The sequence below is a fragment of the Tateyamaria algicola genome (genome assembly GCF_047715485.1).
In the GTDB taxonomy this organism is placed as follows: domain Bacteria; phylum Pseudomonadota; class Alphaproteobacteria; order Rhodobacterales; family Rhodobacteraceae; genus Tateyamaria.
In genome coordinates, this window is the sequence record NZ_CP180422.1 from 2,924,995 (window position 1) to 2,944,281 (window position 19,287).

Consider the following 19,287-nt stretch of genomic DNA (forward strand, 5'->3'; position numbering starts at 1 on the left):
GCTCCCAATAGATGCTCATTCAGCCGCCAGCGCTTTGGTGGTCTGCGGCAGCAGTGATGCAAGCTCGGGCCGACAGGCTCCGCAATTCGTGCCCGCAGCCGTCGCCGCCCCAAGTGCGTCCAGCGTGGTGGCGCCGTCCGCAATGGCGCGGCGGATGTCGTTGAGGCCCACGCCCATGCAGGCGCAGACCGTCGCGCCGGGATCGCCGGCAGCACCGGGCGCGCGGCCCGACAGGGCGGCGAGCGCACTGGTCTCGGTGCCGATCAGGCCAATGGCTGTTGTGCGCGACACCACGACCGGGGCAGGGGCGATGTAGAGGATCGCCGCCAATCGCCCCTCGACCTCGTGCGCGAGACGCACCGTATCGGCCACATCATCACGCACCTCGCTGACCGCGCCATCGACTGGCCCGACGAATTGTTCAAGCACGGCGCGCGCATCCCCAAGCGCCGTTGCACTCGCGATCTCGGCGCTCCAGCCGGTGCGGGTGCGGGCCACGGCGCAATACTCACCCTGCGGCGCAATCGCATCCGAGGTCGCCAGAAACCCGTACCACGCCGCCTCAAACCGCTTGGCCGACACACGTCCAGCCTTGAGCGCTGGCTGACCCGATACAGGGTCGACGCCGGTCTTTACAACTGTGTTCACGGGGCCAGAGGCGCTGCGCTGTCGGGTCCAATGCATGGGCGCAAAGAGTGTACCCCGCGCCACCTTTTCTGTGGGCAAGGCGCGCAGAAGGGTGCGTTGACCCGCGCCGTCAACCTCGACAATCTCGGCCACGCCCAGCCCCAGATCAGCGGCATCTTCTGGATGAATTTCGATGTAGGGTTCTGCCAGATGGCTGCCCAGACGGGGCGATTTGCCGGTACGCGTCATCGTGTGCCACTGATCGCGGATACGGCCCGTGTTGAGGTGAAAACCGCTGCCCGAGACCGCTGCAGGCGCCTTCACCGGCAGCATCCGTGCCTTGCCATCGGCATGAAAAAACCCGCCTGTGCCAAAGAACCGTCCGCCTGCATCCCCTGTCACGGGCACCGGCCATTGCACAGGCGCCAGATCGCGGTAGGCCGCGTCGGCGATACCCTCCATCCCGCTGATGTCGAAATCGCGGCCAAAGTGGCGCGCGGCGGCGGACAGGGCCGCGTATTCGCGGAAAACATCGGCGGGGCTGTCATAGGCGAAGGCCTCGGCCCAGCCCATGGCGGCGGCCACGTCGCTGATGATGCGCCAATCGGGGCGGGCGGCACCTGGCACGGGCAGGAAGGCCCGCTGCCGCGAAATCCGGCGCTCGGAATTCGTGACCGTGCCGTCCTTTTCCCCCACCCGGCGGCAGGCAGCAGCACATCGGCCAGATCGCCGGTATCGGTGCGCGCCATGATGTCGGACACAATGGTAAAGGGCACGTTGGATATCGCCTCGGCCACGCCCGCTGCGTCGGGCATGCTGACCGCGGGGTTGGTGGACATGACCCACAGTGCCTTGATCTTGCCAGACGCGCAGGCGGCGAACAGATCGACGGCCTTCAGCCCTGGCGCCGTGCAGATGGTCGGGCTGTCCCAAAACGACTGCACCGCCGCGCGGTGATCTTCGTTTTCGATGTCGAGGTGATTGGCCAGCATGTTGGCCAACCCACCGACCTCGCGCCCACCCATCGCATTGGGTTGGCCCGTGGCAGAAAACGGCCCCATGCCGGGCCTGCCGATGCGCCCGGTGGCCAAATGGCAATTCAGGATCGCGTTGACCTTGTCCGTACCGCTGCGCGATTGGTTCACGCCTTGCGAATAGACGGTGACGACCTTTTCGGTGCCTGCCCACAGCGCGTAGAACGCCTGCAGTTCCTCCGCGCTCAACCCGGTCTTGGCCGTGTCCGAGGCCCACGCCGCCAGCAATGCAGCATCCAGCCCGTTGACATGGGCATCGACGTAGTCACGGTCGATCTTGCCCATCTGCGCGATATGCGCCAGCAGCCCATTGAACAGCGCAACATCGCCATCGGGCGCGATCTGAAGGTGCATGTCCGCCAGTTGCGTGGTTGCCGTGCGGCGCGGGTCGATGTTGACGACGCGCATGTTCGGCCGGGCCTCCTTGGCTGCGGCGATGCGCTGGTGCAGCACCGGGTGGCACCAGGCCAGGTTCGAGCCAACGAGCACGATCAGGTCGGCCTCTTCCAGGTCCTCATAGGTGCCGGGCACGGTGTCGCTGCCAAAAGCGCGTTTGTGACCTGCAACCGAGGATGCCATGCAAAGCCTTGAATTCGTGTCGATATTCGCCGAACCGATAAAGCCTTTCATCAGCTTGTTGGCGACATAGTAATCTTCGGTCAGCAACTGCCCCGACACATAGAACGCCACCGAGTCAGGCCCGTGATCGCGAATGGCCGCGCTGAATTTTGACGCCACCAGTTCAATGGCCGTGTCCCAATCCGCCTCCGCGCCATGCACCTGCGGCGCCAGCAGGCGCCCCTCCAGATCAATTGTCTCCCCCAGGGCCGACCCTTTGGAACACAGAAGCCCGAAATTCGCCGGGTGATCGGGGTCACCGGTGATCGTGCCGTCAGGCGATGCGATCACACCGCACCCTACGCCGCAGTACGGACAGGTGGTGCAGGTGGTCATGCCGCGCTCCGCGCCCGGAGGCGTGTTGCATCCAGCAGGATGCGCCCGCCCTCGATACGGGCTGGGTAGGTCGCGACTTGCCCCTCGTCCGGGCCTTGCACCAGACCCGTTTCCAGCGAAATCACCCAGTTGTGCAGCGGGCATGTGACCGCCGCACCATGCACGATCCCCTCGGCCAAAGGCCCCGCCTTGTGCGGGCAGGCGTTGTCGAGAGCATAGACAGCATCCGATGCCGTACGGAATACCGCAACGCAGCCCACATGGGTTTTGACCATGCGGGCCCCACGCTGGGGGATATCCTCAAGGGCGGCAATGTCGATCCAATCGGTCATTCTGCGGCCTCCAGGGTCAAATTGGCAACGGGACGGTAAATCGCGGCCTTCTTCTGGGCATGCTCGGCCCAGGGGTCTTTCTGATAAACGGTCTGGGACAGATCAAAGCGTGCAGCGAGGGCATCGCGCTCCGCCGGATCGGCAATACGCTCACGTATCCAATCTAGCCCCACCTTGTTCATCCACTTGTAGATACGGTCGAGATACTTGGCGTTCTCGCGATAGAGCTGCGTCATCGCCTTGATGACGAGGATGGTTTCCTCTTCGGTCTCCACGTCGATCAGCCGCTCGACTTCGCGCACATCCATGCCCGCGGCGCCACCGATCCCGACCTGAAAGCCGCTGTCGACACAGACGACGCCAATGTCCTTGCAGGTCGCCTCTGCGCAGTTGCGCGGGCAGCCTGATACACCCAGCTTCAGCTTGTGCGGCGTCCACGATCCCCACAGCGCCTTTTCGAGCTTGATGCCAAGGCCAGTGGAATCCTGCGTGCCAAAGCGGCAGTGATCCGTGCCGACGCAGGTCTTCACCGTGCGTAAACCCTTGGAATAGGCGTGGCCCGACACCATCCCGGCGTCGTTCAGATCCGACCAGATGGCGGGCAGGTCTTCACCGCGCACGCCCAGCAAGTCGATGCGCTGGCCGCCCGTCACCTTGACGGTGGGCACATCGTACTTGTCGGCAGCATCGGCAATCGCGCGCAGCTCATCCGGGGTGGTGATGCCGCCCCACATGCGTGGCACAACCGAAAATGTCCCGTCTTTTTGGATGTTTGCGTGCTTGCGCTCGTTTATAAAGCGGCTTTGCGGATCGTCCAGATACTCCAGCGGCCAGTCGGCAATCAGGTAATAGTTCAGCGCCGGACGGCACACGTGGCAGCCATCGACTGTCTTCCACGCGCATTCCTGCCAGACGGCGGCCATGCTCTTGAGTTCCTGGCTTTTGATCATGCGCCGCACGTCTTCATGGCTGAGATCAGTGCAGCCGCAGATCGGTTGCGCCGTGGGCAACACGAAATCATCGCCCAGGGTCACGGCCAGCACCTGCTCTACCAACCCTGTACAGGTCCCGCAGGACCCGGACGCCTTGGTCACCGCGCGCACGGCCCCCAGATCGGTTGCGCCGCCGTCGATCGCGTCCACGATCGTGCCTTTGCAAATGCCGTTGCAGCCACAGATTTCCGCGTCACGCGGTAAGGCTGCAACGGCTACCAACGGGTCCAGGGGAGCACCCCCTGATAGGCCGGGCCGAATATGACGGTATCGCGCATCTCGGCGATGTCGGTCTTGTCCCGGATCAGGCCAAAGAACCAATTGCTGTCCGCTGTGTCGCCATACATGACCGTTCCGATGATCACGTTGTCCTCGATCACCAGCCTTCGGTAGACGCCGCGCCCCGGGTCGCGGAACACGATGTCTTCGCGCCCCTCCCCATCGGCAAAGTCGCCCGCGCTGAACAGGTCACAGCCTGTGACCTTCAGCTTGGTGCTGAGTTCCTTTTGAACAAAGGCGGCCTGTTCCCCAAGGATCGTCTGCGCCGCCACCTTCGCCTGATCATAAAGCGGGGCAACAAGGCCAAAGATCGCACCGTCATGCTCAACGCATTCGCCAATCGCCAGAATGTCGGCGTCGGATGTGACCATCTGGTCATCCACGTGGATACCCTTGCCCACAGCTAACCCAGCCTCGGCCGCCAGCGCCACATTGGGGCGGATACCCACGGCCATGACCAGCAGATCGCAGGGCAGTTCAGTGCCATCGTCCAGCAACAGGGCGCGCACCTTACCATCCGCACCAAGAATTTCCTTGGAGTTGGCCTGACACAGCACCGTAATGCCCTTGTCCACAAGCGCCTTGCGCAAGAGGTAACCCGCGGCCTCGTCCAGCTGACGCTCCATCAGGTGGCCCATGATGTGCACAACCGTCACGTCCACGCCGCGCGCCGCCATGCCTGCCGCAGCCTCAAGGCCCAACAGGCCGCCACCGATGACGACCACTTTGTTGTCCGGGCCCATGCCCATCATCAACTCGGTGTCTTCGAGGTCGCGATAGGCGATCACGCCGTCCAGATCGTGGCCGGGCAGGGGGATCATGAACGGGTTCGACCCGGTGCCAAAGATCAGCTTGTCGTAAGGAAGCACATCGCCGTTCTCAGCCGTAACCGTCTTGGCCGCACGATCCACCGACGCCACCCGCTCACCAAAGCGGCAGGTCACCCCGTTGGCCTCGTACCAGTCGGCATCGTGGGTCACGATCTCTTCGTATGTCTTGTCACCCGCCAAGACGGGGGACAGCATGATGCGGTTGTAGTTCCCGCGCGGCTCGGCATTGAACAGGGTCACGTTCACGTCGGCACCTGCATCAAACAGGTGTTCGAGCGCGCGCCCCGTGGCCATGCCGGCCCCGATGACTATGATGTTCTGGGTCATATTCTCACTCCGCCGCCATCGCCGTAGGTTTCGGTTTGGGTGTCCCACCCGATGTGGGTGATTTGGGGGCGTTGCCGTGCTCGTATTCCTCGAGGAAATCGAGCACGTCCTGCCGGTAGCTGTAGTAATCAGGATGCTCGAGCAGCGCCTTGCGTGTGCGCGGGCGTGGCAGGTTGACGTCCACGATCTTGCCGATGGTGGCCTGCGGCCCGTTGGTCATCATCACCACGCGGTCGGCCAGAAGGATCGCCTCGTCCACATCATGGGTCACACAGATGGCCGTCACCTTGGTGCGGCTCCACACTTCCATCAACACTTCCTGCAATTCCCAACGGGTCAGGCTGTCGAGCATCCCAAAGGGCTCGTCCAGCAGCAGCAGTTTCGGTGACAGGGCAAAGGCGCGGGCGATCCCAACACGCTGCTTCATCCCGTTGGACAGATCGGCGGCCTGCTTGTCCATCGCGTCGGCCAAGCCCACACGTTCGAGGTAGTATTCCACCACATCCTGACGCTCGGCCTGGCTTGCTTTGGGGTAGACCTTGTCCACACCGATCGCCACGTTCTCCTTGGCACTCAGCCAGGGGAACAGGTTGGGGGATTGGAACACCACGGCCCGCTCCGGGTCCGCGCCCTCCACATGGCGGCCATCCAGCTTGATCGCGCCCTTGGAAATCTCGTTCAAACCGGCGGCCATGGTCAGCACCGTGGACTTGCCACAGCCCGAATGGCCAATCAGGGAAATGAACTCACCCTTGTTGATCTTGAGGTCAAAATCCTCGACCACGGTGAGCGGTCCCTTGGGGGTCGGATACACCTTGTGGAGCCGGCTGAAGTCGAGGAAGCGGTTCTCGATCATGCCCTTCTGGGCATCGGCCACAGCCGTTGGCACCCCGTGGATTGGCGTCACGTCAGGCAGCACTTTGGTGCCCTCGACCTTGGCTTCGATCCCCACATCCATCAGGTATTTGGTGACCTCGGCGCGCAGGCGCTTGAAGTCGTCATTGGTGTTCATTTCCATCCGGTCGCGCGGGCGGGGAATGGAAACAGAGAACTCGTTACCCAACGTTCCGTCGGGGTTCAGCGCAATGATGCGGTCTGCCAGAATGATCGCCTCGTCCACATCATTTGTGATCAGCACGCAAGTCTTCTTGTCGGCCTCCCAGATATGTTCGATCTCGTCGGCCAGATTGGCGCGGGTCAGCGCGTCGAGGGCGGACAGCGGCTCATCCAGCAACAGGATCTCGGGGTTCATCGCCAGCGCACGGGCCACATTGACCCGCTGGCGCATGCCACCCGACAATTCCGCCGGACGGCGACCCGCCGCATGGCTCAAGCCCACCATATCGACGTAATGCGCCACCTTCTCGGCCCGCTCTGCCTTGGGCATTTTAGGAAAGATCGTATCGACCGCCAGCGCCACATTCCCCGTCACCGTCAGCCACGGCATCAGGGAATAGCTTTGAAAGATCACGCCGCGTTCCGGGCCCGGGCCAGTGACGGGCGCACCTTTGAAGGTGACCTCGCCCGCGCTTGGTGTATCCAGCCCCGCCATCAGGTTGATCAGCGTCGTCTTGCCCGTGCCGGAGAACCCTAGCAGCACAAGGAACTCGCCCTCTTTCACCGACAGGCTGATGTCTTTCAGCACATCCGTCCGCTCGGTGCCCGAGCCATAGGATTTGGTGACGTTCTTGAACTCAATCACTGACATGTCGATCACCGGTTGTTGGTAAAGGTGAACATGGACTGGATCGCGTACATCAACCGGTCCAGCAGGAAGCCGATGATGCCGATGGTGAACACGGCCACCATGATCTTGGCCAGCGACTGGCTCGACCCGTTCTGGAACTCATCCCAGACGAACTTGCCCAGGCCTGGGTTCTGCGCCAGCATCTCGGCGGCAATCAGCACCATCCAGCCCACACCGAGCGACAGGCGCAGACCGGTAAATATCAGCGGCAGGGCCGAGGGCAGGACCAGCTTGGTCACCTTGGTCCACGTGTTCATCTTCAGCACTTTCGAGACGCTCACGAGGTCCTTGTCGATGCTGGAAACCCCAAGGGCAGTGTTGATCAGCGTCGGCCAAAGCGAACACAGGGTCACCGTGATGGCCGAGTTGAGGAAGGATTTCGCAAACCAGCCATCCGCGGAGTAGGTGGCCGATACGACCATGGTCACGATGGGCAGCCACGCTAGCGGCGATACAGGTTTGAAAATCTGGATCAGCGGGTTGATGGCGGCGTTCACGACCGGGCTCAGGCCCGCAGCGATGCCCAGCGGAATGGCAAAGATCGAGGCGAGCAGGAACCCAAAGAACACCGTTTTGATCGAGGTCCAGATCTGGTCGTAATAGGTCGGCTTGCCGGTATAGACGCGCTCCTTGACCTTGTCGGCATTGCCGTCGGCGATCAGCTTGGCGTTGCGCTCGTCCTGACGCACGTAAAACGCAGCCTCCTTCTCGCGCTCGCGCACAGCGTCGGCATGCAGGTTGCCCACCTGCTCCCAGACTTGGACGGGGCCGGGGATCGCGCCCAGCGACGTCTGCACGGTCGGCGCCAACGTGGCCCACGTGCCCATGAACAGCGCGATGGCCAGAAGGGGCACGCCCAGCAGCCGCCAGATCTCTTTGCCCTGCGCCTTTGGGTTGTCGCCGGCCGCGGCCTTCAGCACCGGTGTCAGCCAGCTCAGGCCCAGAACCTGAAACCATTTGTCGGCGGCATTGATACGGGTGAATGTCCGCTGCTTGCGCTCTTCGCGGGCGGCGGCGTCCAGCTCGGATGGGTCGATGGCGGTCATGTCGTGGCCTCCTGGCGGGGATCGAGCGGGGCGGGATGACCCCAGATAGTGTGTTGTGGGCTATGCAGCACTGCGGCGGTGCATAGGGCGTGTACGGGGGTGCACAGAGGGTGACACCCGGATGTTGGGGGCTCATTCGGCACAGCAGCATGCCTGATTTTTGAGCAGACGCGCCACCGTTGGGGCGGAATTGCTGCACGGCAGCGTAGGGTGGGCATTGCTGCCCACCCCATCATGGCTTTCAACCTTCGACTGCGTTGCCGATGACTTTCTGGTCGCCCTTCAGGCCGATGGGCAGGCTGTCGATATAGGCGTTGGGTGCCTTGCCGTCATAGGCGATACCGTCGATGATATCTTCGGCAGGCGTGGGGGCTTTGAACCCGTCGCTGTCCCAGGGGAAATCGGCTTCGTTCGCCAGGCCCTCGTCCACCAGCATGCGCGCGGCTTCCAGATAGATCGCGGGCTTGTAGACCTCGGCTGCCGTGTCGAAATACCACTGGTCCGACTTCGCTTCGGCGATCTGACCCCAGCGGCGCATCTGGGTCAGGTACCAGATGGCGTCGGAATAGAACGGGTAGGTCGCGTTGTAGCGGAAGAACACGTTGAAGTCGGGGGCCGGGCGGCGATCGCCCTTCTCGAATTCAAAGAAGCCGGTCATCGAGTTGGCGATGACTTCGTAATCCGCGCCAACATATTCCGAGCGGCTCAGGATCTCGACCGCTTCCTCGCGGTTGGCGTTGTCATTCTCGTCCAGCCATATGGCGGCGCGGATCAGCGCCTTTGTCACCGCCAGTGTCGTGTTGGGGTACTGTTCGGCAAATTCGGCGTTCAGGCCGAACACCTTTTCAGGGTTGTTCTTCCACATATCATAGTCGGTGATGACCGGCACGCCGATGCCTTTGAACACAGCCTGCTGGTTCCACGGCTCGCCCACGGCATATCCATATATGGTGCCCGCTTCCATGGTGGCGGGCATCTGTGGGGGCGGGGTTACGCTCAGCAGCACATCGGCGCCGATCTGGCCTGACACGTCTTCGGGCGAATAGAACCCTGGCTCAAGTCCCCCGGCGGCCAGCCAATAGCGGATTTCGTAGTTGTGCGTGGAGACCGGGAACACCATGCCCATGTTGAAGGGCAGGCCCTGATCCTTGTAGTCCTCGACCACTGGCGCCAGCGCCTCGGCGCTGATGGGGTGCTGCGGACGACCATCATCCATCAGCGGCACATGGGGCTTCATCTCTTCCCAGATTTCATTGGAAACGGTGATGCCGTTGCCGTTCAAATCCATGGAAAAGGGGGTGATGATGTGCGCCTTGGTGCCGTAGCCAATGGTGGCGGCCAGCGGTTGACCGGCCAGCATGTGTGCGCCATCCAACTGCCCGTCGATCACACCGTCGAGCAGCACCTTCCAGTTGGCCTGTGCCTCAAGTGTGACGAACAGGCCCTCGTCCTCGAAGTATCCGTTCTCATAAGCGACGGCCAAGGGGGCCATGTCGGTCAGCTTGATAAAGCCGAACTTCAGCTCGTCCTTTTCCAGGTCTAGCAACTCGGCATATGCGGCTGTGCCCATCAACGCGGCAAGCGTTCCGGCAGCAGCAAAGAGACGTGTCATCATCGTATCCTTTTCCCAATAAAAAAACCGCCCGATCCGGACGCGAGGGAGGAGGAACGCGTGATCCGGATCGAGCGGCTTTGCTCTTGTTAGAGCCCCCGACCATGGAGGCGATGAGAAGCATCCTTGCTTCCTTGAATTAAAGGTAACGTGCGCTCCTTTGACGAAACAACGATGTTTTTGGTTTTTGGCGGCGTTTTTCGCTGCGATGCAGCGCCTGCTGCTTTTTTGATCAGATTGCAGGGCCAAAATCATAGGTTTTGCCGTCAAAGAAAGCATCCGGCCCAAGAATCATCTCGCCCCGCGTCGAGGCGACAGCCGAAGGATGGGCCAATGCGCCCTCGACTTTGGCGGAGGCGCCGGGCATGTCGACGCCAATCGGGCCCAGATGCGTGCGGTAGCAGTCGGGGCGCATGGTCCCTTGGGCGACGGCAATGGCGTGGGCGCGGTCAATGCCGGTCAGGTGGCTGATCTCGGCACCGATCCAAGCGGCTTGGCTGCGCCAGGGGAAATTGGTGGCACCCGCGTGAAAGCGGACGAAGTCCGGAACATGCACAGGCTTGGCACCCTGCCGGGTGGCGAACCGGCCCGTCAGGGCGTGTTCGATGGCGGTGTCGGGCAGGTCCAGGTGGGTGCTGCGCGCAAGGATTTCAATGGCAAGCACCCGGTTTTCCGGCTTGTCCAGCCACCGCGCCGCGCGCGACACGGCCCGCATCAGCGCACCCACCGCCTTGGCGTTGTCATCGACCCAGACCCGTCGTGCCGCCAGCACCTTTTCCGGCGCATGGGCCCAGATCGCGACACCGACCAGGATCAGTTCGCCCACCCCGGCACCTACCGCGACCGACCCCCAAGGCTCGCCCACGCAGAACACGTCAATCTCGCCCGCCTTCACGGCTTCAGCCATCAGGGGCGGTGGTGTCGTGATGATCCGCGCCTCGCGCGGGACCTGTGCGCCGGCGTTGCGCAGCCAGTAGTCAAAGAGAAAGCGGTGCATAGAGAAAGGAAACGGCACACCCACGCGTAAGGGCCTGTCCAGTGCGGCCAGCATCGGGGCGACGGTTGCCTGGGGGCTGTCAAAGCCGCCGGGCCAGCCCCGCGCGCGCATCTCTTCGGCCATGTGCGACGACACACCGATCACAGTGCCATTGGCCGACAACACCATCAGTGCATCGATCTGTGCGGCAGGCCCGCTAAGCCCCAGGGACATCGCCGTGGGCATGGGCGACAGCATATGCGCCACATCCAGATGCCCAAGCGCCAGCAGATCGCGCAGCGCGGCCCATGAGGGTTGGCGCAACAGGTTCAGCGTGATCCCTTCGTCGGCAGCAAAGCGCAACTCTTGCGCAACGATCAGCGGTGCGCTGTCCACAAGCGGGACGTAGCCGCAATTGAGGCGCACCATATTCATGTCAAAAGGTCCGATGCTGTCAGCAACGCCTGCGCCACGTCGATCACCTTGCGGTTCTGGGACATCGCCGTTTTGCGCAAGAGGGCATAGGCCTCTTCCTCGCCCACGCCTTTGGCACGCATGATCATACCCTTGGCGCGGTCCAGCGTCTTACGGTCGGCCAGTGCTTGCTTGGCGGTTTCCAGTTCCAGCCGCATCTGGCTCATCATCTGGAACCGCGCGATGGCGGTCTTGAGCACGGGGCGGATGCGTTCGGGCTGCAACTCGCCCACAACATAGGCCGACAGGCCCGCAGCCACGGCGGCCTGGGTCATCTCGTCATCCGAGCGGTCTACAAACATCGCCACAGGTCTGCTTTGCGCATCCGAGGCGGCGCTGACCTGTTCCAGCGCGTCGCGGCTGGGATTGGCGAGGTCGATCAGAACCAGGTCGGGTTCCAACGCGGCCAGCTTGCGCGCCAGCCCTGTGACTTCGGCCAGCACGACGACGTCCTGCCATCCGTCCTCCTTGAGGGCGTCGATGATCTCGAGCGCGCGGTCGCGATCCGGCTCGATCACTGCAATTTTCATATCCTGTGCCACGGGCACTCTGGTCCTACAGACCCCGTGCCCTGCCAACGGCGTGCGCACCGGGGCTAATCGCTTTCCCGAGGTCACGTTCGACAAGTGATCGCCAAACGTGCGCCATGCTCGATTTTTGAGCGGGCGAAAAACCTGTCTGGCAATTCACTTTGTTTGACCGCACAGTGCCTGCGATTTGATGGCGACCGTGCGCGGCGCTGCGCAATGCAAGAGGATGCACATGGCCACGCAAAGCCCCGGCAAAACTCAATATGACGTCATCATCGTCGGAGGCGCGATCATGGGGTCCTCGACCGCGTGGTTCCTGTCTGACAATCCTGATTTCGATGGCTCCGTTCTGGTGGTCGAACGGGACACGACCTACGAGGCATGTTCGACCGCGCACACCAACAGCTGCATGCGCCAGCAATTCTCGAACGATTTGAATGTGCGCATCAGCCAGTTCGCCGCCGACTTCGTGAAAAACATCCGCCAATACATGGGCGGTGATGATCGCGTGCCCAAGCTGTCGATCCGCAATTTCGGCTACATGTACCTCGCCGACACCAACGCGTTCGCGGACGTTCTGCGCGAAAACATCGCCGTGCAACATGCCGCCGGGGCGGGCACGCAGCTGATGACACCGGATGAGATCAAGGCGGCCTATCCCTTCTATAATGTGGACGACATCGTGTTGGGGTCCATCAACACGGTGGACGAGGGGTATTGGGACGGGGCGGCCGTGTTCGACTGGTGGCGGCGTCAGTCGCGCGAACGCGGGGTCGAATACATCCAGAACGAGGTCGTCGCCATGACCCGCAATGCGGCGGGCACCAGGGTGGAGAGTGTCACACTCGCCTCGGGCGAGGTCATTGCCTGCGGGCAGGTCGTGAACGCCTCGGGCCCGCGCGCCAACCGCACGGCTCAAATGGCAGGCATTTCGGTGCCGGTCGAGCCGCGCAAACGCTTTTCCTGGATCTTCTCGGCCGAAAAACCGCTGGAGGTTGATCTGCCCCTCACCATCGACCCGTCCGGCGTGCATGTGCGCGAAAACGGCGGCGGCACCTATCAATGCGGCGGGCATTCCGACATTGATCCGGCAGTGGATTATGACGACTACGCAATGGATCATTCCATGTGGGAAAGCCACGTCTGGCCCATCCTCGCCACCCGCATCCCCCAGTTCGAGGCGATCAAGGTCACCCATGAATGGGGCGGGCACTATGCCATGAACACGATGGATCACAACGCGATCATGGGTCCGCACACCGAGGTCGAGAATTTCATCTTTCTCAACGGGTTTTCAGGCCATGGCTTGCAGCAATCGCCGGCCATGGGGCGGGGTACGGCGGAATGGCTGACCTATGGCGAATACCGCGCGCTGGACCTCACGCCGTTCAACTACGCGCGTATCGCACGCGGCGAACCCCTCATCGAAAAAGCCGTCATTTAAGGAGACGTAGAGTGAAGAAACTGGTTCTGACCGGTGCCGCAGGCAGTCTTGGGTCGCGCCTGCGCGCGCCGCTTGCCGCGATGTGCGACACGCTTTTGTCCACCGACATCGTCGATGGCGTCGGCGATCTTGCCGCGAATGAAACCTATGTGCAGGCGGATATCGCAGATATGGCGGCGGTGGAGCCACTTTTGGAAGGGGCCGATATGGTGATCCACTTCGGTGCGGTCGTGGACGAGGCCCCGTTCGAAGAGTTGTTGGGCCCGAATTTTGTCGGGGCTTACAATGTGTGGGAGGCCGCGCACCGCCACGGTGTCCGCCGTGTTGTCTATGCCTCTTCCATCCACGCGGTTGGCATGTATCCCAAGAACGAAGCCATCGGCATCGACGTCCCGCACCGTCCCGATACCTTCTACGGCCTTGCCAAGTGTTTTGCCGAGGATCTGGGCCGGATGTACTGGGAAAAGCGCGGACTGGAGTCGGTCTGTCTGCGCATCTATTCCTGCGCGCCTGTGAGCAACCCACGCGCAGTGGGCAGTTGGCTGAGCTATGATGACATGATCCTGCTGGTCAAACGTTCTATTGAAACGCCAATCACCGGATTTTCAGTCATCTATGGCATTTCCGACAATGATCGCGCGCCCGTGGACAATTCCGGTGCGCGCCATCTTGGGTATCGCCCGCGCGACAACGCAGAACGGTTCGCAGAAGAGATTTATGCGAATTCAGAGCCGCTCGATCCGCAAAACCCGTCTGACTACTGCCATGGCGGCCCATTTGCCGGCATCTCTTTGGGCAAAAGCGCGATGCCGTTGCTGAATCTGAAAAAAGACGACACAGGCAGCTGATGCGCATAGACAACCTGCAATATGCCAAATGGTCGGAAAAGGTGTTCCGCCAGATGCGCGAAGGGGGTGTAGATGCCGTCCATGTCACCATCGCCTATCACGAGAATTTCCGCGAGACGGTGCTGAATTTCGAGCGCTGGAACCGGTGGTTCGAGCAGTATCCTGACCTGATCACCAAGGGGCTATGGGCCAGCGACATCGACCGGGCGCGGACCGGGGGCAAGACGGCGATCTTTTTTGGCTTTCAGAACCCCAGCCCGATCGAGGATGATATCGGCCTGGTAGAGATCGTGCACACGCTGGGCGCGCGGTTCATGCAACTGACCTATAACAACCAGTCCTTGCTTGCGACGGGGTGTTACGAGGCCGAAGACACTGGCATCACCCGCATGGGCCGTCAGGTGATCAAGGAGATGAACCGCGTCGGGCTGGTGGTGGACATGAGCCATTCGGCAGACCGTTCGACGATTGAGGCGGCTGACATCTCTGAACGCCCCATTGCGATCACCCACGCCAACCCGCATGACTGGCATCCGGCCTTGCGCAACAAGCGCGACGACGTAATCCGCGCGGTGACGCAGAACGGTGGGATGCTGGGATTTTCACTTTATCCGCATCACCTGAAAGGGGGCAGTGATTGCACGTTGCAATCCTTTTGCGAGGCTGTCGCACGCACGGCCGAGCGCTACGGCACCCACAGCATCGGCATCGGGTCGGACCTGTGCCAGGACCAGCCTGACAGCGTCGTGGAATGGATGCGTGTCGGACGGTGGAGCAAGGAGATCGACTATGGTGAAGGCTCTGCCGCCGCGCCCGGTTTCCCGCCACAGCCGGAATGGTTCCGCGACAACCGCGACTTTGGCAACATCGAAACCGGATTGCGCGCGACGGGCATGAGCGGTGACGAAGTTGCGGGCATCATGGGCGCCAACTGGTATCGCTTTTACAAAGAGAATTTCGCGCCGCGCCCCTAAGCCGACGCGCGTGTCGCAAACAGAACGGACAGGTGCCCCCAGCCGGTTTTGCTTGGGTGAAAATCGAGGGGAGACGTGATGAAAATCGGATTTATCGGACTTGGGAATGTCGGCGGCAAACTGTCTGGCAGCCTGATCCGCAACGGGCATGACGTGTCTGTCCACGATCTGAACCCAGAGTTCGTTGCGGCGAAGGTCGCGGCAGGTGCACGAGACGGGCAAGGCCCGGCGCAACTGATGCAGCATTGCGATGCGGTCATCACCTGCCTGCCCAGCCCCGCCGCCTCTGCGGCGGTGATGGACGAGATGCTGCCCCATATCGGCCCTGGCAAGATCTGGATGGAGATGTCGACCACGGACGAGGCCGAAGTCAAACGTATCGGCGCACAGGTGATTGCCGCAGGGGGCGCGGCGGTGGATTGCCCCGTGTCGGGCGGGTGTCACCGGGCCGATACGGGCAACATCAGCATTTTCGCAGGCTGCGACCGCGCCACGTTCGAGCGTATCTTGCCGCTGCTCACCACGATGGGGCGGCGGGTGTTGCACACCGGCGACCTTGGGTCGGCCTCTGTGCTCAAGGTGCTGACGAATTTCCTGGCCACCGCCAATCTGGTCAGCGTGGCCGAGGCGCTGACCGTGGCCAAGGGCGCAGGCATGGACCTTGGCGTGGCCTATGAGGCTATGGCGATCAGCTCTGGCACGTCATTCGTGCACGAAACCGAAAGCCAGGTGATCCTGAACGGCTCGCGCGACATCTCCTTCACCATGGACCTTGTGGCCAAGGATATCGGCCTGTTCCAGGATGTGGCCGACAGGGCCGGTGTGCCGCTGGAACTGAACCCGCTGCTGATCGACATCTTCCAGGACGGGATCACGCGCTATGGCCCGCGCGAGCTCAGCCCCAACATCATCAAGCGGCTTGAGGATGCGACCGGGCTGGATGTCACCGCGCCCGGCTTTCCAGCGGAAATGACCGACGATGAACCCGAGGAACAGGGCGCCGAAGTGGTTGTGCGGCGCTAACGGGCCTTGTGAGCAGGCAAAGGGCGGGCTAGGCAACGGCCCATGTTGAACGACATCGCAGACAAAGACGCGGTCCTTGCGACCATCACGGCATCGCCCGGGCGACGCATACTTGGCATCGGGTCGCTCTGGGTGCTGTCACTCATGGTGATTTACGTGGGCATCGTGCGCCCGCCCGCGATGGGCTGGCAGGTGTTTCTGTTTGTGCTGGGGGGCGGTGCGATCTGGATCGCGGAACAGATGCGCCGCGCAACCGCGCTCACACTCGAGCTAACCATGCAGGAACTGCGCGATAGTGCGGGAAACGTGCTGACGACGACAGACAATATCATTTCGATCGACCGGGGCATGTTCGCCTTCAAACCGTCAAACGGGTTTCTGCTGCGTATTGCAGACACGGGCCCGCGCACTTGGCGCCCCGGCATCTGGTGGCGCATGGGCGGACGCATCGGCGTGGGCGGCATGACACCCGGCCATCAGGCAAAATTCATGGCCGAGATGATCTCGGCCATGATTGCAGAACGTTCGTCTGACTGATTAGTCGCTAGACCACAAGACGCGGGGCGCATAGCGCGGGCGTGTGAAGACAAAGTTGTGAATCTCACGCTCTTGCAGGCCGGTGTTGAACGGCGGGTCGTATTTGACGAAGGTCTCGACAACCATCACGCGTTCGTTGTGCGGCATGACGGGCAGATCGTCCTTGAGCGCTTTGACCGCGTTGTTGGTCAGCGCCGGCATCCAGCCTTTGCGCTTGGACCAGTCGCGTTTGTAGATGTTGTTGTTTCCGTCGTATTTGACGCTGGTCACACGGATCGCCACATCGGACGTCCTGTTGGCCGTCAGATACGCCAGCATTTCGCGTGTGCCGTTCATATAGGCGGCATCCAGCGGCGTCGTCTCGCGAGAGATGATATCGCCGATGGTGAACGCGGCCTTCTGGTTCAGCGAGTGCTGGCGATAGGCGTCAAAGATGGCGAACATCGACAGGTAGGCCCAGAACAGGATCGGCAGGATCAGGACGGTTTCAACCGCGATGCTGCCACGTTCCTCGTCGCGAAAGCGGCGAAGGTAGGAAATGAAATGGGTCATGCGCCTGGCTCCTGTACAAATCCCGACAGCGAAACCATTTTCACGCGGCCTGTGCCGTCCTTGGTAAAGGAGTAGCCAAGACCGGTTGTCGGGAACACGGGTTCGAACATGTAGCAGGCACGCAGCATCATCAGCTGGTGCTCAGAGCCATGCACGAACGACCGCGAAGGCGTCACCGGTTGCGAGACATCGGCACAGTCGGCGGATCCGTTGAATCCGGCAAATGCACGCGGGTTGATCGGGTTCATCTCCAGTTTGAGCGCGGTGTCGCAATCAGGCAGGAAACCGGAATACTCGCAAATCATGTTCTTGATATCGAGGTGCGAATAGTTCGCGCCGGTGTTCAGGCGTACGTTCCGAATGGCCATGTCCAGGCCCCGGTCCAGAAAGCTTTGGCGCAGGGCGTAGATGCCCATTTCGACCGAAGTCAGGAACAGGGTGAAGATAAGGGGCACCGCCAGAGCGAATTCGACCATCATCTGCCCGTCCTCGTCACGACGGAAACGGCGCAGGAAGTGTTTGGCTTTGCGTATCATTGGGTCAGCCTCAATTGGTTGATTTGCTTGGCGATGGCCTCGAAGGCTTCACTGATCTCGACGCCTTCCACACGGAAGAAGTGGGAGGGCGAGGAGGCGCAGTCTTCCATCACGCCGGCGGAATAGTTGGTCACCTCAAAGCCGATGGACCACACGACGATCCCCTTGTCTTTGGCGGCATCACAGATGTCCTCCAGCATGTCGTCCGCTTGGCTCGACGTGTACTTGGTGTAACGCCAGTTGCTCCAGCTGCCGACATTGTGGTTGTTGAGATACCAGTGCAGCGGATACTTCGACCAATGCACCCGTTCGCTGGCGCTGTTGTAGTACCAGGGCTGGATGCGTGTCGTATCCACGTTCTGACCGTCCGTCATAAGCACCACGGTCTTGAGCGTCTCGACGTCATCATAGGCGGCGGGGCGGTTGGAAAACGCGCTGTCGATGCGGTTTTCAAGGGCCAGGGCCTGTGTGATGGGCCGGAAGCTGGGGTCCAGCATTGCGACGCCCCACTTCATCCCGAGGTGGATGGAGGTGTTGGCGCGTGCGCGGTACTGACCGATGCGTGCCTTGAGGTTGTTGTTGTCCTGGCTGAACGGCATGATCTCTTCGTAATCCTGCTGCGGGCAGCCGGGGTTCGAGATCGGGTTCGAATAGTACCAGCCCTCATCAAAGTGCTGCATGTGCTGGTAGCTGGCGTTCAGGTCCAGACCGGCGAGTGTGAAATCAGTACTCTCGAAATCCACGCAGTAGGAAAACGCGTGCAGGTCGTCGATGGGCAGTTCGTCAAAGATCGGGAAACCGGCATTCACCTGCGCAGTGTAGGGAATGAGAGACATCGAAATCAGATCGTCTGTCTCTGTCCGGATCACGGTGTCGACAAATGTCTTGGCCGCATCCTGAAGGTTGGCCATCTTGCTGTTGCGCCCCATCGAACCGGAGATGTCGAGCACCATCGAGATTTCGACATTCGAAATCCGTTCTTCGGCGGCGCTGCGTACCGGCACGGGCAGGGTGGGAACACCCATCAGGCGCATGAATTGTGTCGGTGTCGTTCCGTCTGTCGAGGCGATCACGGTTTTATAGTTCAGGCCCGTGTCGGGATCGACATCGACGGCATAGTGGCCGAGGCCCGACTTCTTCATGTAGTCCTTGACCACATCCTTGGGATCAAGCGTCTGGTCGAGGTCGGCCGCGGCCAGCACGGCCCGGTCCATGGCGCCCTGAACCCGTGTGCGCTCCATCTCGTTACGCATGATATCGACACCGATACCGCCAACCAGCAGCATCATCATGATCATCATGACAGCGAACATCGTCATCGAGCCGTCTTCGGTCCGTGCAAATCGGAACGCCCAGCATTTTGACGGCCCCACATGAGGGTTCGTTTTCAAGCTGATCTTGGCAGCGAATGTTTCATTGTTGTTCGACGACATAGTGCACCGTTCAGTTCTTTTTTGACTCGGGATTAGACCCTTGTCTCCACCCTCCTCAGTGCAGGGAGAATCTGTCCGAAATCGGGCAGAATGGGGAAGTGTTTGTGATTTCTGCACAATCTTGCGAACAATGCGCATGCGTATGTGCTAACTGTTAACCAGTTGTTTACCAATCACTTC

14 protein-coding genes and 2 pseudogenes are annotated in these 19,287 nt (G+C 61.4%); 5 read left to right on the forward strand and 11 right to left on the reverse strand.

The window, feature by feature from the left end; translation table 11 throughout:
* Positions 1-15: 15 nt before the first annotated feature.
* From ACMHLQ_RS16800 to ACMHLQ_RS16835, 8 genes and pseudogenes are all read right to left on the reverse strand, one after another.
* Positions 16-2,615: pseudogene (locus ACMHLQ_RS16800) on the reverse strand (molybdopterin-dependent oxidoreductase).
* On the reverse strand, positions 2,612-2,947 hold the full coding sequence (gene nirD / locus ACMHLQ_RS16805; protein ID WP_415401857.1) for a nitrite reductase small subunit NirD: 336 nt from the start codon (positions 2,945-2,947) through the stop codon (positions 2,612-2,614). Before nirD ends, ACMHLQ_RS16800 begins: the two are co-directional and overlap by 4 nt.
* A pseudogene (gene nirB / locus ACMHLQ_RS16810) lies at positions 2,944-5,375 on the reverse strand (nitrite reductase large subunit NirB). The gene nirD and the pseudogene nirB overlap by 4 nt, the downstream one beginning before the upstream one ends.
* A 4-nt stretch (positions 5,376-5,379) precedes the next feature.
* A complete protein-coding gene (locus ACMHLQ_RS16815; RefSeq protein ID WP_415401858.1) occupies positions 5,380-7,083 on the reverse strand; it encodes an ABC transporter ATP-binding protein in 1,704 nt (567 codons plus the stop codon).
* 5 nt (positions 7,084-7,088) lie between these two features.
* The gene (locus tag ACMHLQ_RS16820; protein WP_415401859.1) at positions 7,089-8,168 is read right to left on the reverse strand and encodes an ABC transporter permease; all 1,080 of its coding nucleotides are present in this window, start codon (positions 8,166-8,168) and stop codon (positions 7,089-7,091) included.
* A 241-nt stretch (positions 8,169-8,409) separates the two neighbouring features.
* Positions 8,410-9,780 carry a CmpA/NrtA family ABC transporter substrate-binding protein gene (locus ACMHLQ_RS16825; protein ID WP_415401860.1) on the reverse strand — a complete coding sequence of 457 codons (1,371 nt, stop codon included), beginning with the start codon at positions 9,778-9,780 and terminating at the stop codon, positions 8,410-8,412.
* Positions 9,781-10,012: 232 nt separating this feature from the next.
* The gene (locus ACMHLQ_RS16830) at positions 10,013-11,191 is read right to left on the reverse strand and encodes a CmpA/NrtA family ABC transporter substrate-binding protein (RefSeq protein ID WP_415401861.1); all 1,179 of its coding nucleotides are present in this window, start codon (positions 11,189-11,191) and stop codon (positions 10,013-10,015) included.
* Positions 11,188-11,772: an ANTAR domain-containing response regulator gene (locus ACMHLQ_RS16835; RefSeq protein ID WP_415401862.1), complete on the reverse strand. Its 585-nt coding sequence runs from the start codon at positions 11,770-11,772 to the stop codon at positions 11,188-11,190. The genes ACMHLQ_RS16830 and ACMHLQ_RS16835 overlap by 4 nt, the downstream gene beginning before the upstream one ends.
* Positions 11,773-11,992: 220 nt before the next feature.
* Here ACMHLQ_RS16835 and ACMHLQ_RS16840 point away from each other — a divergent pair, with 220 nt between their 5' ends.
* The 5 genes from ACMHLQ_RS16840 to ACMHLQ_RS16860 all read left to right on the forward strand — a co-directional run bounded on the left by ACMHLQ_RS16840 (position 11,993) and on the right by ACMHLQ_RS16860 (position 16,586).
* Positions 11,993-13,204 carry an NAD(P)/FAD-dependent oxidoreductase gene (locus tag ACMHLQ_RS16840; protein WP_415401863.1) on the forward strand — a complete coding sequence of 404 codons (1,212 nt, stop codon included), beginning with the start codon at positions 11,993-11,995 and terminating at the stop codon, positions 13,202-13,204.
* 11 nt (positions 13,205-13,215) lie between these two features.
* Positions 13,216-14,052: an NAD-dependent epimerase/dehydratase family protein gene (locus ACMHLQ_RS16845; protein ID WP_415401864.1), complete on the forward strand. Its 837-nt coding sequence runs from the start codon at positions 13,216-13,218 to the stop codon at positions 14,050-14,052.
* Positions 14,052-15,026 carry a membrane dipeptidase gene (locus tag ACMHLQ_RS16850; protein WP_415401865.1) on the forward strand — a complete coding sequence of 325 codons (975 nt, stop codon included), beginning with the start codon at positions 14,052-14,054 and terminating at the stop codon, positions 15,024-15,026. The genes ACMHLQ_RS16845 and ACMHLQ_RS16850 overlap by 1 nt, the downstream gene beginning before the upstream one ends.
* 78 nt (positions 15,027-15,104) lie before the next feature.
* Positions 15,105-16,049, forward strand: coding sequence for an NAD(P)-dependent oxidoreductase (locus tag ACMHLQ_RS16855; protein WP_415401866.1), 945 nt, complete (start codon positions 15,105-15,107; stop codon positions 16,047-16,049).
* Between the two features lie 42 nt (positions 16,050-16,091).
* Positions 16,092-16,586 (forward strand): hypothetical protein, encoded by a 495-nt coding sequence (locus ACMHLQ_RS16860; protein ID WP_415401867.1) that lies wholly within the window; start codon positions 16,092-16,094, stop codon positions 16,584-16,586.
* Here ACMHLQ_RS16860 and ACMHLQ_RS16865 read toward each other — a convergent pair whose 3' ends face one another.
* From ACMHLQ_RS16865 to ACMHLQ_RS16875, 3 genes are read right to left on the reverse strand one after another with little or no spacing between them, the layout of a single operon-like run.
* Complete coding sequence (locus ACMHLQ_RS16865) at positions 16,587-17,138, reverse strand: TadE/TadG family type IV pilus assembly protein (RefSeq protein ID WP_415401868.1); 552 nt, start codon at positions 17,136-17,138, stop codon at positions 16,587-16,589.
* Complete coding sequence (locus tag ACMHLQ_RS16870) at positions 17,135-17,674, reverse strand: TadE/TadG family type IV pilus assembly protein (protein WP_415401869.1); 540 nt, start codon at positions 17,672-17,674, stop codon at positions 17,135-17,137. Before ACMHLQ_RS16870 ends, ACMHLQ_RS16865 begins: the two co-directional genes overlap by 4 nt.
* Positions 17,671-19,065 carry a pilus assembly protein TadG-related protein gene (locus tag ACMHLQ_RS16875; protein ID WP_415401870.1) on the reverse strand — a complete coding sequence of 465 codons (1,395 nt, stop codon included), beginning with the start codon at positions 19,063-19,065 and terminating at the stop codon, positions 17,671-17,673. Before ACMHLQ_RS16875 ends, ACMHLQ_RS16870 begins: the two co-directional genes overlap by 4 nt.
* Between the last annotated feature and the right edge of the window lie 222 nt (positions 19,066-19,287).